Source organism: Treponema sp. B152, from assembly GCF_024181665.1.
GTDB lineage: Bacteria > Spirochaetota > Spirochaetia > Treponematales > Treponemataceae > Treponema_B > Treponema_B denticola.
Window position 1 is genome coordinate 2,683,225 of sequence record NZ_CP058668.1, and the last position, 13,511, is coordinate 2,696,735.

14 protein-coding genes are annotated in these 13,511 nt (G+C 37.3%); 6 read left to right on the top strand and 8 right to left on the bottom strand.

All coding sequences use genetic code 11. The features are described from left to right. Window positions 1-11: 11 nt before the first annotated feature. The 3 genes from HYB91_RS12600 to HYB91_RS12610 form a co-directional block, all read right to left on the bottom strand. Entirely contained in the window at window positions 12-839 is an 828-nt protein-coding gene (locus tag HYB91_RS12600; RefSeq protein WP_002673287.1) for a sigma-70 family RNA polymerase sigma factor, read from the bottom strand. Window positions 840-984: 145 nt separating this feature from the next. Then, entirely contained in the window at window positions 985-2,001 is a 1,017-nt protein-coding gene (locus HYB91_RS12605; RefSeq protein WP_002676343.1) for a KamA family radical SAM protein, read from the bottom strand. An 18-nt stretch (window positions 2,002-2,019) separates the two neighbouring features. Then, window positions 2,020-3,255, bottom strand: a complete 1,236-nt coding sequence (locus HYB91_RS12610) for a M20 family metallo-hydrolase (RefSeq protein WP_002676342.1) — start codon at window positions 3,253-3,255, stop codon at window positions 2,020-2,022. 157 nt (window positions 3,256-3,412) lie between these two features. Here HYB91_RS12610 and HYB91_RS12615 point away from each other — a divergent pair, with 157 nt between their 5' ends. From HYB91_RS12615 to HYB91_RS12630, 4 genes are read left to right on the top strand one after another with little or no spacing between them, the layout of a single operon-like run. Next, on the top strand, window positions 3,413-4,660 hold the full coding sequence (locus HYB91_RS12615) for a Crp/Fnr family transcriptional regulator (RefSeq protein WP_002673293.1): 1,248 nt from the start codon (window positions 3,413-3,415) through the stop codon (window positions 4,658-4,660). A 14-nt stretch (window positions 4,661-4,674) separates the two neighbouring features. Next, window positions 4,675-5,265 (top strand): hypothetical protein, encoded by a 591-nt coding sequence (locus HYB91_RS12620; RefSeq protein ID WP_002676341.1) that lies wholly within the window; start codon window positions 4,675-4,677, stop codon window positions 5,263-5,265. After that, entirely contained in the window at window positions 5,255-5,779 is a 525-nt protein-coding gene (locus HYB91_RS12625) for a DUF192 domain-containing protein (RefSeq protein ID WP_002676337.1), read from the top strand. The genes HYB91_RS12620 and HYB91_RS12625 overlap by 11 nt, the downstream gene beginning before the upstream one ends. Window positions 5,780-5,807: 28 nt before the next feature. Further along, a complete protein-coding gene (locus tag HYB91_RS12630; RefSeq protein WP_002676336.1) occupies window positions 5,808-7,124 on the top strand; it encodes an ATP-dependent 6-phosphofructokinase in 1,317 nt (438 codons plus the stop codon). Window positions 7,125-7,159: 35 nt separating this feature from the next. Here HYB91_RS12630 and HYB91_RS12635 read toward each other — a convergent pair whose 3' ends face one another. Then, the gene (locus HYB91_RS12635) at window positions 7,160-8,647 is read right to left on the bottom strand and encodes a DUF5312 family protein (RefSeq protein ID WP_002676334.1); all 1,488 of its coding nucleotides are present in this window, start codon (window positions 8,645-8,647) and stop codon (window positions 7,160-7,162) included. Window positions 8,648-8,827: 180 nt separating this feature from the next. Then, window positions 8,828-9,319: a PTS sugar transporter subunit IIA gene (locus HYB91_RS12640; protein ID WP_002666808.1), complete on the bottom strand. Its 492-nt coding sequence runs from the start codon at window positions 9,317-9,319 to the stop codon at window positions 8,828-8,830. A gap of 195 nt (window positions 9,320-9,514) precedes the next feature. Here HYB91_RS12640 and HYB91_RS12645 point away from each other — a divergent pair, with 195 nt between their 5' ends. Continuing rightward, a complete protein-coding gene (locus HYB91_RS12645) occupies window positions 9,515-10,561 on the top strand; it encodes a Fic family protein (protein ID WP_002676333.1) in 1,047 nt (348 codons plus the stop codon). A 59-nt stretch (window positions 10,562-10,620) separates the two neighbouring features. Next, window positions 10,621-10,935 (top strand): hypothetical protein, encoded by a 315-nt coding sequence (locus tag HYB91_RS12650; protein ID WP_080612172.1) that lies wholly within the window; start codon window positions 10,621-10,623, stop codon window positions 10,933-10,935. Between the two features lie 445 nt (window positions 10,936-11,380). Here the strand turns inward: HYB91_RS12650 and HYB91_RS12655 are convergent, their stop codons facing one another. The 3 genes from HYB91_RS12655 to HYB91_RS12665 all read right to left on the bottom strand — a co-directional run bounded on the left by HYB91_RS12655 (window position 11,381) and on the right by HYB91_RS12665 (window position 13,472). Beyond that, on the bottom strand, window positions 11,381-12,058 hold the full coding sequence (locus HYB91_RS12655) for a hypothetical protein (RefSeq protein ID WP_002676328.1): 678 nt from the start codon (window positions 12,056-12,058) through the stop codon (window positions 11,381-11,383). A 198-nt stretch (window positions 12,059-12,256) separates the two neighbouring features. Continuing rightward, window positions 12,257-13,243 carry a tRNA (adenosine(37)-N6)-dimethylallyltransferase MiaA gene (miaA, locus tag HYB91_RS12660; RefSeq protein WP_002676327.1) on the bottom strand — a complete coding sequence of 329 codons (987 nt, stop codon included), beginning with the start codon at window positions 13,241-13,243 and terminating at the stop codon, window positions 12,257-12,259. A gap of 22 nt (window positions 13,244-13,265) precedes the next feature. Beyond that, complete coding sequence (locus tag HYB91_RS12665; RefSeq protein ID WP_002666823.1) at window positions 13,266-13,472, bottom strand: DNA-directed RNA polymerase subunit omega; 207 nt, start codon at window positions 13,470-13,472, stop codon at window positions 13,266-13,268. Between the last annotated feature and the right edge of the window lie 39 nt (window positions 13,473-13,511).

Sequence of the window (13,511 nt, forward strand, 5' to 3'; positions counted from 1 at the left end):
GGAAAGAAAAGCTATACCGAGACCATTGCTTTAATCTTATTCGTATCGGCTCTTAATTTTTTTAGGGCTCTCAGCTGGGTTTGACGGATGGATTCAGCCGAGATTGAATATTTTTTTCCTAAGACGGCAAAGGTGGTCGAGGTCATAGTACCGTCAAGACCGTATCGGTTTCTTAAAACATCTTTTTCGCGGTCATTAAGTATTTCCAAACACTTATTTAATTTTTCTTTGAATTCGTTATCTATAAACTCTTCTTCGGGGTTATAGGTATTACACGGAATAAAATCATACAGGTTTGCCGATCTTTCGTTATCAACCGGATCGTCTAAACTGCATATATCGGTATAATTAAAAGATTTTATCTGAGCGATAATATCTACTTTTTCTTTCATTATTTCTGCAAGCTGGCTATAAGAAGGTAAAATTCCGTATTTTATTTTATAGTTTTCTTCTTCTTTGTGTACTTGCCGGATTAAGGCTTCTTTTCTTACGGGAAGTTTTATAACTTTGTCGGCAGAATTTAAGTATCTTATAAAAGATTGTTTTATCCACCAAGCTGCATAGCTTGAAAAACGGACTTTAAACGATTTTGAAAATTTAGAGGCCGCCTTCATAAGGCCCATATTGCCTTCTTGAATGAGTTCCAAAATTTGGTTTTCATTTGAGCTAAACTTTTTAGCCATTTTTATTACAAGCCTTAAGTTTGATGTAACAAGAACCTCTATAGCCTCTGTATTACCTTTTTTTACTTCATCGGCTAATTCTGCTTCTTGCTCGGCTGATAAAAGAGGATACTTTTTGCTATCCTTAATGTATTGTAAAAGCAGATTTTCCGTCATAATTTATTACCTCATAATTTAGTAAGCAAAAAACGTGCTAAGATAATCAACTTTTTAGTCGTAAATAATGGACTTATTACAATTTTATGAAGATTTTAAATCGGAAAATCAAATATTTAATAATTGCTGTATATTTTTGTATACATTAATATGTATACTTATGTATAACACCGTCCGCACCAAGGGCACTAAAACTTGAATCCTCTTTTTGATCGATGATTTTTTTGGAATAAATAAGAGCCGAAAGAGAAAATTTTCCTCCTCCTCCCGGAAGGTCCGCCGCAAACTGAGGACGGGATAGGCCTGAAAGTTTCGGCTCGGTTCTTTCCCAAAGCTCTAAGGCCTCTTTTAAGGGAACACGGAAATGGGAGGTCCCGGCTGCAGGATCCAACTGAAAAAGATAGCCCGGTTTTATGCCCATGCAGGTAAGCTTATGAAAAAGTTTAATCAAAGTTTTTTCATTATCGTTTACACCTTTTAGAAGAACCGTTTGGCTTTGAATGGGTATACCGGCTTCAATGCAGGCATTTAAGGCATTTGTTTGCTCTGCTCCAAGCTCTGCGGGATGGTTTATATGAGGAATAAGCCATAGGGGTTTTGTTTTTTTTAACAGGTTCAAAAGTTCTTCAGTAAAAAGTTCGGGTGCAAATATCGGAGCCCTCGTGCACAGTCTTATCAAAAGGTCTTCCTTTATTGTTCTCAGGCCGTCCAAAACCTTTTCAAGCTTTTTAAAACCTCCGCTTAAAGGGTCTCCGCCTGAAACAAGGATTTCCGTAACCTGAGGCTTGCTTTTGATGTAGTCCGTAACTTCTTTTAATTCTCTGTCTCCAATATAGCTTTGAGATCTGGCGGTTAGACCCCGTCTAAAGCAATAACGGCAATATGAAAGGCATTTTCCTGTCGTTATAAGAAGTACCCTGTTTTCGTATTGATGAACAAGATAGGGGGTGATGCAGTATTTTTTCTCGCCGAGAGGGTCGGCAGTTTCGTAAGAGCATACGGTTTTTTCGCAGGCTGAAGGCTCAACTTGGAGGCGGAGGGCCTTTGAGTCTTCGGGCTCTGCTTCTTCTATCAGTTTTTGAAAAGCGGAGGAAATTAAGACGGGCTGCTCAAAATCTGCTGTTTCAGCGGCCGAAAATTCCCTCCAATTTTTTTCGCTCATATTTTAAGTTTTTGCTCTTTAAATATTTTCGACACCGAACATCATAGCTGCCATAACCTTTGCGTCGCTTATGATATTCTTTATAAAAGCATATTCGTTGGGCTGATGGCAGCTGTCATCAAGGGAGCTCCAAACAACGGCATTAAAGCCCTTAGAGCGCAGACAGGCAGCGACCGTTCCGCCTCCTATTCCTATCGTAGAGGTTTCAATTCCTTTTACCTTTTTTACGGCAGATGAAAGAAGGCTTACAATCTTCGCATCCTTAGGTGTTGCAGGGGAAGCCTCAGGCTCATCATATTCAAACCTGATACCCACTCCGTACTTTTTTTCAACCTCTGAAGCTCTTTTTTGCATTTCTTTTAAGACTTCGTTTATATCGTAAGAAGGAAGAATGCGGCAGTCTACATAAAAAACGTCATCTCCCGGAATTGTGTTTACATTCGGTACATTGGCTTCTTTTTTAGTCGGTTGGAAGGTTGAATAATTAGGCGAAAATAAATCGTCTTTTTTGTTAAAATGATTTTCCAAGTCGTTTAAGCGGAGGGCAAGGTCGCAGGCTGCAACAAAGGCGTTTTTGCCCGTGTTAGGCATTGAAGCATGGGTTTGGACGCCCTTCGTAATAACCTTTAGCCAAAGGCCGGTTTTTTCGGCTATTTCTATCGTTTCTCCCTTAGGATCGCCTCCATCTGGTACAAGAATCAAATCATCGTTTGTAAAAAGATTGTGCTTATTGAGGAGGTAAATTATACCGTATTGGGAGCCGACTTCTTCATCGGCCACAAATAAAAGCTTAATAGTATGTTCCGGGGTGATTCCCAACTTAATAAAGGCCATGGCTGCAAAAACCGAAGAAACAAGGCCCTGCTGATTGTCTTCAACTCCGCGGCCTATAAGTTTTCCGTCCTTTTCGATTACAGTCCAAGGATCGCTTTCCCACTTGGACAGGTCTCCGGGCGGAACAACATCCAGATGGCTCATAATCCAGAGCCTTTCCTTATCGTTTTTTCCGGGAATGGTAACAATCAGATTAGGGCGTATTTTTGAAGAAACCCTCTCATCAGGGGCATCTAAGCGTTCAAAATTGCTAAAACCCGCTTCTTTTAAATATTTTTCCAGGGCTTCACATTTTTTTAATTCTCCGTCCCCATCGGATTCCGGAGCCATGGCAGGAATGGAGGTTAAAAGCCTTTCCAATCCTATAATATCGTTTGTTTTGGATTCAATAAAATCGGTAATTTTTTTAAAGGTGCTCATTTGCCTATTCTATCAAAAAAGGTGTAAAAATACAATCGGAAGAAAATAATTAATAAAGTATTTTAGGTAAGTAGGTTGACAATTCGACTTTTTCAAAATATACTATAAATGTGCAATGTTTCTATTTATCAATGCACAAAGTATGAGAGGTTAAAACTTGTTACAGCTGTCATTTTTGAATTTTAAAAAAGGCTCATATATTCTCATAGAAGGAAAGTCGGATACCGATCATTTTTATATTATACAAAGCGGAAAGGTGCAAGTCGCAAAGGAAGATGAGGTAGTTGCTGAAGAAGGCGGCAATGTTCTGGGGCCGGGAGATTTTTTAGGTGTTGTTTCCTGTATGTCCGGGCATACCCAAATCGAAACGGCTATTGCTTTGACCGATGCGCTTTTAATTTCAGTTCCATATGGTCAGTTCCCACATCTGATTGAAAAGAATACTTCCGTTGCAATGAAGATAATTTATTCTTTTTCAAAAAAGATGCGTTATTTGGATGAGGCCCTAACCCGCATTACTTTAAAACGGAATGTTGTAACCGGCATTTCCCATCTTTTTACAATCGGTGAATATTATTTGAGGATGTCCAAATTTGATTTGGCCCTTTATGCATATTATCATTATTTAAAGGCTCAGCCCAAGGGTGAATTTGCCGACGCAGCTCAAAAAAGGGTTATGGCTATCAAGGCTATGGGGGTAAAAATCCCTATGGAAGTTCTTGAACCTCCTACAAACCAAATGATAAGGCTCTACGATAAAGAACACATGATTTTCTGTGAGTGTCAATCCGGAACCGAGCTCTATATTATTCAAAAAGGTCATGTAAAAATAACAAAGATTCTTGATAATAATGAAGTTCTGTTGGCTGTATTAAAAGAAGGCGATATGTTCGGCGAAATGGCCCTTTTGGAAAATAAACCACGTTCTGCAAGTGCTATTGTTACCGAAGAAGGATGTCAGCTTTTAGCTGTAAACCGCCAAAACTTTAATCAAATGGTCTCAACTCAACCGCAGCTGATTGCCCGTCTTACAACTACCTTTGCAGATAGAATTTGGGCAATGTACAAGCAGCTTGCCAATACCCTTATCAAAGACCATGTCGAAAAAATGTATGATATGCTTGCTATTCAGCTTGAAAAATCCAGAATTAAACCGGTAAAGGGCAAGTACCATACCTTTAACTTCGGCCCCGTCGAGTTGGCAAATATGTGCGGCATACCCAAAGAAGAAGTATCCGAGGCCGTTACAAAATTTTTAAAACAACCGATAGTAAGATGTGACGGATCTAAAATTTCCATAACGGACGAGTTGGAGCTTTCAAAGCAGGCCGCCTACTTTAAGAAGATGCAGGAAATTGAAAAATCCCGTATAAATGCCCGTGCAAAGAGCGGCGGATATTGGTAGAACGGAAACGCATTATGAAAAAATTATTTTTTTGTATAGTCTTTATTCTGATAGGCTTTGCTTTTTCCGAAGAAGCAGAGTCCAATAAAGAAATTCTTAAAAAAACTGAAACCGAAAAAAAAGAAGAGAAGCCTGAGTTTGCTGAACTTCCTGCCGGATATAGAGAAATAAGCCTCGGAATGAATATGGATGCTGTTAAAGAAGCCCTTTTAAAAGACCCTATATTCGGATATCGGGGAGAAAGGGATATTTCGCTTTTACCCGGTAAAAACCGAAGCCTTATTGAAACAAGGGGCTCAAGCAATATTAAAAGGGCTTGGTTCCAGTTTTATGAAGACAACCTATATATTATTATTATCCAGATGGATACCGACAAGATAGATTATTATTCGATGTATTCTGCTCTGACTTCAAAATACGGAGAGCCTTTAAGTATAGACCCAAAAAGGGCTATTTGGAAAAACGAAACCGTTTCAATGATTTTAGAGCGCCCTCTGGCAATAAAGTATATTGATTTAAAGGTATTTAATGAGCTTTTGGAAAAAAGTCAAACCGATAAGGCCTACAGTGATATTTTGCGAGAGGAATTTATAAATGATTTTTAAAAAGGTTATAATAGTATTTTTAATGCTTTGTTTTTTTGCTTCGTGCTCTTCTCAAAATAAAATGGAAACTGAAGATATCTTTATAGAAAAAATCTCAAGAGAAGAGACAGAAGAAACAAATAAAGAAGCAAAAACCGAAGAATCCGTTAAGAAAAATATCGAAAAAATAAGTGTGGAACTTGCAATCACTCCTGCCCAGCAGCAAAGGGGCTTTATGGAGCGGAAGCTTATCCCTGAAGGTACGGGAATGATTTTTTTGTATAAGGAAGATACTAAGTTAAGATTTTGGATGAAGAACACGCCTCACCCTCTTTCAATTGCTTTTATTGACAGCTCCGGTATAATTAAAGAAATATACGATATGACGCCTTATAGTTTGGAAACAGTCGAAAGTACTTATTCCGTACGCTATGCTCTTGAAGTTCCTCAAGGTATGTTTAAAAGAATGGACATAAAAGAAGGCGATAAATTGACGCAAGAAACGATTTTTCTTTTAAAGAGAAAAATTAAATAATTCATTGAACGGGAGTTAGGAGGTTATTATGAAAAAAACGGACTTTTCCATTCCTTCATTGGGAGAATGTAAAATACAGTCTCCTATTATGCTGTCGGAGACACACGGAGATCTGATTGCAAACTATGTTACCGATAACGAATTTATAAGATATAATTTGGATGCCTCCTTGGGTGAAACAGGAGAGCCTTTAACTCACGCCGACATTATCGAAAAGGCCGGGCCTCGTCAAAAGATTTACTTTAGCCCTAACTATGTACATGCTGCAATTGCTACCTGCGGAGGTTTATGCCCCGGTATAAATGATGTTATAAGGGCTATAGTACGCTGTCTTTGGACAAGGTACGGAGTCCGCCGAATCAGCGGTATAAAATTCGGATATAAGGGATTTATTTCCGAATATGGGTTTTCTCCCGTTCCATTGACTCCTGAAGCAGTAAACGGAATCCATAAAACGGGAGGTTCTTTTTTGGGCACTTCGCGAGGCGGAGGTACAAGGGTCACCGAAATAGTAGACGGAATCGAGCAGATGAATATCAATATGGTATTTTTTATCGGCGGTGACGGTACGCAAAAAGGAGCTCTCGAAGTTTCAAGAGAAATTGAAAGACGTAAATTAAAAATTTCTGTAATAGGTATTCCCAAAACGATAGATAATGATCTTTCTTTTATACAAAAGTCTTTCGGATTCGATACGGCTATTGCAAAGGCTACCGAATCTGTTGCAGCGGCCAATATGGAGGCCAGTTCTCAAATCAACGGTATAGGCTTGGTAAAGCTCATGGGAAGGGAGTCGGGCTTTATCGCAACCCATACGGCTATTGCCTGTCATGAGGCGCACTTTGTTCTTATACCCGAAGTCCGCTTTGAATTGGGCGGCGAAAACGGTTTTTTAAAGCTTTTGGAAAAAAAGCTTATTGAAAATGGTTATGCCCTCATTGTTGCAGCCGAAGGCGCCGGTCAGCATTTAATGAATATTGAAGAAGAAACGGATGCCTCAGGAAACAAAAAACTTGCGGATATAGGTTTGTTTTTGAAAAAAGAAATAACCGAGTATTTTGATAAGATCGGGATGCACATAAACTTAAAATACATTGATCCCAGTTATCAGATTAGATCTTCAATTGCTGCTCCCATTGACTCGGTTTATTGCGAACGCTTAGGAAACAATGCGGTTCATGCTGCTATGGCAGGGAAGACCCGCACCCTTATAGGGCTTGTAAACAATAAATTTGTGCATCTGCCGATTGAACAAGTTGTTTCGGAAAGGAAATATGTTAACCCTGAAAGTTCTTTGTGGCGTGATGCACTGGATGCTACAGGCCAGCCCACTATAATGATATAAACTAAATATAGGGAGATATTTTGTAATGCAGCTTTTTATTCTTTTTTTATAAAAAGCTGCATTAGCATGGTAAAATCGTAGATTTTTTTGTAGGCTTCGACAAGCCATTCTCTTACAGGCCTTTCCGAATTTTGTTCAATTTCTTTCCAGTTTTGAATTAATTCACGGCGGGGTTTGTCATAATCGGCTATGATTGTCTTAAAGTTATTGCCAATCACTATTATATGTTTTAGTGAAATATTTATAAGCTTAAGGGCTGTTTCGTTTACATCATTTAGAAGTTTTGCGGCCTGGCGTCCTGCTTCCTTTTCTCTTTCCATTCTGGAAAGAAGGGTTCGGAACTTTACTCCTATATCGGAGACCTCGGAAAGTTTATCATCAAACTCTATTGTTTTGGAAGTTACTTGCATTATTGCATGAAAACTATTGGAGAAATCTGCTGTAGTGCCGGCAAAGCCTCCCCAATTTCCCCGTACTAAAAATAGGTCGCACAGAGCCCGTATATCCGTTTTTACATATTCTATTAAAAAAGATTTTAGATAACTCATTTCTTCGGCATAGATATATCCCGATAATCCTCTTCTTGTAAAAGCTCGGTTTGCATCGATGACGTAGTTTTTCATGCCGGAGATGACTTGCTCCCCGAATATTTTGTTTATTAAAACCGCAACCTTTGATGATCTTTGCTCTTCGATGAGTTTATGGATAACGTTTTGGGTGTTTGTTTTAATTTGTGATACGTAGGTATCGGTTACTTTTTCGGTAAATGGGGTAGTTTCAACCGTGTAAATTATATCCTCGGTAATATGTTGGATAATATATTCGAGAGCCCGTGAGCGGCGAAGGTCGCCTAAAGCTCCTAAAAGTTTTTTCCATTGGCCTGCATGAACCGGTTGAATGTTTTTATAGGTCTTTATTATATCGAAGATAAGATTCCAGTCGGTATCGAAACTTAACTGATAAAAAACCGATGCAAAATCTTTTAAGTCTTCGGAAATATATTCTCCCCTTATTGCCTGAAAGTTGGGGGTATAGTTGAAATTATTTTCAATAAAGTTGGAATCGAATTTTCGAAGTAAAAAATAATAATCGAAAAGGACAAACTGAATAAAGGCATCAAGATGTTGGTAACTTAGATCTATTTTTTGTATTTGATTGGAATCAAGTTCACCTATAAAGGTTTTTAATTCCTTTTTTACCTTTTCTGCGAGGACCTCGGCATTTGTATTTTTTGATTGTTCTATTATTGATTCTTCGGATAAATTTTCAATTAACTTTCTTTGTTTGTCTGAAAGAGAATTCTCTACAGTAACGTTTTTTAAAACCTTTGAAGAAGCTGCTCCTGCTAAAAGGGGCCGGGCCGGGCCTACGACCTTATAAATGCTGTAAAAAAATTGTGCCGCTTGGGGTAATACCTCTTGAGAACTAGATTTATACCATTTACTGTATCTGGTTTTTCCTATGGTTTTTGCAATATCCTTTAATTTACGTCTTTTGACGGCCTCGGGACTCTCTGAGGACATAAATAAACCTATTATTTTTTGGAAAAAACTCTCTTTTTTATGGGCCATGTTAATAATATGTGTTAAATTTGCTAATTTGTCAACCGGTACAGCGGTTCATGGAGCAAAAAATAAGTTGAGCAAAAAATAACGGTCTGTACCAAGTCCGGCATAGACCATTATTCAAAGCTTTTTAACCTGTTACTCTTCGTCGCTTTCCATTAAAAGCTTGATGACGGCTTGTTCGTTTGTAGCCCTTAGAAGTTCTTCTCTTTTTTCTGCACTTTTGAATAATAAACTTATCTGTGCAAGGAACTGCAAGTGGGGCCCTGTCTTATCCAGAGGGGAAAGAGTCATAATAAATATTCTGGCCGGTTCTTGATCCAAAGAATCGAAGTCTACCGGATTATCTGCAATGCCTATACAGGCAACGAGATCACTTACAGAGTCCGTCTTTCCATGAGGTATGGCTATGCCATGCTTCATACCTGTAGACATCTTGCGTTCTCTATCTAAAACGCAAGCCTTTGTAGCAACCCTATCCTTTACTTTTCCGGCTTTTACAAGCGTATCAAGTAACTCATCAATAATAGCTTCTTTTGTAGTCCCTTTTAAGTGCAGATTAATGGTTTCAGGAGTTATAACATCCTTTAAATCTACAGAATCGGGTTTCAATGCATCTTTAAATTCCATGAATACATTCTAAGCCTCTTTTGAGTAAAAGTCAAGTTTTTTTTAGTTTTTTTTCAAATTTCTTTTTAATTGCAAAATAAAAGCCTTTATCCGGCGGTTGAAGAATATAACAGTTACAAGAATGAATATCTAAATTGACTTGAATTTACCCTTATTTTCTGCTATAATTTAAGGGAAAATATCGGAGGCAAAACAATGAGACCATTTAATTATTCTGAAATCAAAAATCAAAAGTGGGATTCCGGCACCCTTGGTCTGATTGCTGCAATATATAAAGAAGCCGGAAAACAGGAAATGTACTTGAAACAACGTCCTGAAGAATTAGAGAAACTGGTCGAGATTGCAAAGATACAAAGTACAGAGGCATCGAATGCAATTGAAGGTATTGTAACAACAAGTACTCGTATCAAGCAGTTGGTAAAAGAGAAAACAACACCTAAAAATCGTGATGAGCAAGAAATTGCGGGTTACCGTGATGTATTAAATATAATTCACGAAAGTTTTGATGTGATTCCTCTTTCCCAAAACTATATTCTGCAGCTCCATAAGATTCTGTATAGTCATATGAACAATCCAATGGCAGGCAGAATAAAAAGTGTACAGAATTATATCACTGTTACATACTCGGATAATCATGCGGAAACATTATTTACGCCGCTTGCTCCCTTTGAGACACCGGAGGCGTTGGATAAAATTTGTGAAGAATATAACCGAGTAATTGGAAATATGGAAGTGGAGCCCTTAATAGCAATTCCTGTTTTTATTCATGATTTTCTCTGCATACATCCTTTTAACGATGGTAACGGAAGAATGAGCCGGCTGCTGACAACTCTTCTGTTATACAGAAACGGCTTTTATGTAGGAAAATATATCTCTTTGGAAGCAAAAATTGCAAAAAACAAGGATTTATATTATGACGCACTTGGTAGAGCTCAGATTGGTTGGCATGAAGGCGAAGAAGATGTTGTTCCTTTTATCAAATACTTGCTTGGAACGGTTCTTGCGGCCTATAGAGATTTTGCAGACCGCTTCGCTTTAGTAGAAATAAAACTTCCTGCTCTTGAAACTGTAAGACGTGCCGCTCTAAATAAGATTGGCCGATTTACTAAGCAGGATATTCGTGAGCTTTGTCCTTCTCTGAGTATAAGTTCTATCGAGGGTGGACTCCGAAAATTAGTATCAGCCGGTGAATTGAAAAGAGAAGGCTCCGGAAAAAACATTTGCTATTATAGATTAAAGTAATTCCCATAAACATTTAAACTTTCCCTTAAAAATGCAAATAAAATAAGGGGAACGGTTTATTGATAAGGTTAAGAATCTCCCATTTTGACAAGCTGCAAAGAGAGAAGCTTCTAAAAGTTTTTATAAGTTTTTCCGATAAAAGAAATATGAATTCGCCCGATTTTTTTTATGTTATAAAAAATGTTGTACTCTCCCCCATAGTGATCGGAGTAACCATTGTTTGCGGTCTTATTTTAAGCTTTATTTTTTATGTAATGAGCTATAAGAAAAAACCGAGGCGTTTTGCTATAAAAAAGAAACAGCCTAAGCCAATAAAGGAAAAAACGCCTACCTCCAAAGAAGAAGCTGAAGGTGAGGAAAGAGACGTTCAATAAGTTTTACCCAAGTTTTTCATCTCTATGAGAACATCTTTAATAAATAAAATTGCAATTTTTAAAAGAAGAGACTTATGAAGATATACCGATTGTGAATTGGAGCTTGCATAAAGTAGAAGATATGGAGGTGATTTTATCTCTCAAAATAATTATTTTCAACAAATAATGGAATATATCCTTAATAATCTAAACGAACCAGGATTTAAATTGCTTAAAAATGGAACATTTAGTGTAGACTCTGTATCCGTTTATGAACACCCATATATAGGTAGCGGGATGAGAATTGCGGGAACCAACGGCAAGGCTTATACTCCGGCTGAAACAGTTTTTCCATCCCCTCTTAGAATTTTTCATAAGAGGGTAAGAAATATAATGTTAGTCCCAATAAATACACAGTTTGCTTCAGTTTTTAAAATAAAAACAAAGGATGGACTGCAAGAAATTACTACCTTGAGTTAATAATAAAACCTATTCCAAAGTATGGCAAAAACTCAAAAGAAAAGAATCCTTTAGCCCATTTTGAGGTTATATTATTATTTAAATCTGATTTGCTAGATTGCTTAATATGTTTTGCGAAAGCAAAATTTAAATTAGCTCCAGTATTAAGGTATATATTGTTATTGATATTATATTTATATCCTATATCTGAGATTAAACGAAAAGTAACTTGATGTGAATATATTTTTGTATTAAATTTTGGAAAATTTGAATCTTTAAGTTTTGTAAAAAATAAATTAAAATTAAGATCAAGTCCTACAGCATAATGAATATTAGATTTTTCTGATAAAACATGACGAAACCCTACACCAGTTCCAAATGATAAAGGAATACCAATATAGTGTCGATAGTAATTTTGATTATAAGTATTATAAAAATATGGTAAATCTAAACTTGTTTTAATAAATAATCCTATGTTTTGGTTGTTCCAAAAAACATATGTTTTGATATTAAAACCATGGCCACTAACTCTAAACGCCTTTTCATCAGGATGGCTTTCATAGCTCAAATCTTCTCCTTTTAAAAAAGAAAAACCATATTGATATTCAGCTGATAACCAAGTTTCGGCAGTATATGCCGAAATTATTATTAAACTAAAGAATAAAATTATAAAATGTTTTTTCATATTTATTTAACCCTAGCTCTTATATCGGTAGATGATTATTTTGCTTTAATGTGGCTCAAAAAAAGCCAGTTTTGGGTGTTTGTAATAGGCTAAAAGGCAAGTGCAAAAAAGTCATTTTTTGTTATAATTTAAGGGGCATAATAAGTTATAAATAATAGCCTTGTCAAATAAATCATTCCACTTTTTTAGCACTCATAATCATTTTAATAGTTTTTCATAAAACCCGCAAACGTCCTTATAAAGCCTTGATATTTCAGCTTCATCTTCTATAAAATAGCGGTGAACATCGGGGATTGTTTTAAAAAAGGTTTCTTGACGCTTGGCATAGTGCTTGGTATTTCGTTTTATAATGGCCGAGACTTCCTCCAAGTCCGATTCCGGTTTTAAACGCTTATTTTCATCGAAAAATTCCCTGTAACCTATGGCTTTAAGTCCGGGGCTTTCGCTTGTATAGCCCATCTCATAAAGCTTTTTTACTTCATCATATAGGCCCTTGGCAAACATAGCATCGACCCTCTTTTCGATTCTTTCGTATAAAAGGGAGCGGGTTCTTTCGATGCTTAAGATAAAAAACTCGTATTTTTCTCTTGGGTTTTCGGGGAGGGCAAAAGAGCTTAAAGGCTTCCCTGAAGCGGCAAAAACTTCGTGAGCTCTTATTATTCTGTATTCGTCATGAACATGGAGCCTCTCTGCCGTCTCGGGGTCTATTTTTTTTAGCTCTTCCAAAAGAATGCCGGCTCCTTCTTCCTTTGCTCGTTTTTGAAAATGCTCGCGGATTTTAGGGTCGGCTGTAGGCGTAACGGGAAGGCCGTATAGAAAATTCTTTAAGAAAAAAGCCGTGCCTCCCATCAAGACCGGAAGTTTTCCCCGCCTATATATTTCGGGGCAAAGTTTATCGGCTTCTTTTACAAAATCGGCTGCCGAAAATTCTTCGGAAGGGTCTTTTATGGCGATTAAATGATGTGGCAGATCATCCAATTCTTCTTTGGAAGGAGAAGCCGAGCCGATATGCATATGCTTATACACCTGAACCGAGTCGGCGCTTATAATTTCTGCACAAGCTGAAAGAGCCGAGATTCCGCCTTCTTTTGAGAAATCTTTTGAATGTTTATAAGAAAATATTTCGGAAGCTAAGCTTGTTTTTCCCGAAGCCGTCGCTCCGAAAAAAATCAATACTGGAACCACGCAAACGTTTGAAGCAGAAATTTTAGTTGAATTCGGGGTGACGCTCTATCTGATAGTTTACTTCACCGGTAAAAATTTGCTTTGCTCCGGCTGAAACAACCTTGTCTCCGCTTTTTTCGACATTGGGATCTTGGATTTTAGCCAGCTGATAGGCCCTTCTTGTCGATGCACATGTAATCTCGTAAATATTGTCATCAAACTCGATGAGTTCTTTTAATGGAAATATCATAGGCTCATTCTACTATTATTTAAGAAAAAAGTCAATATT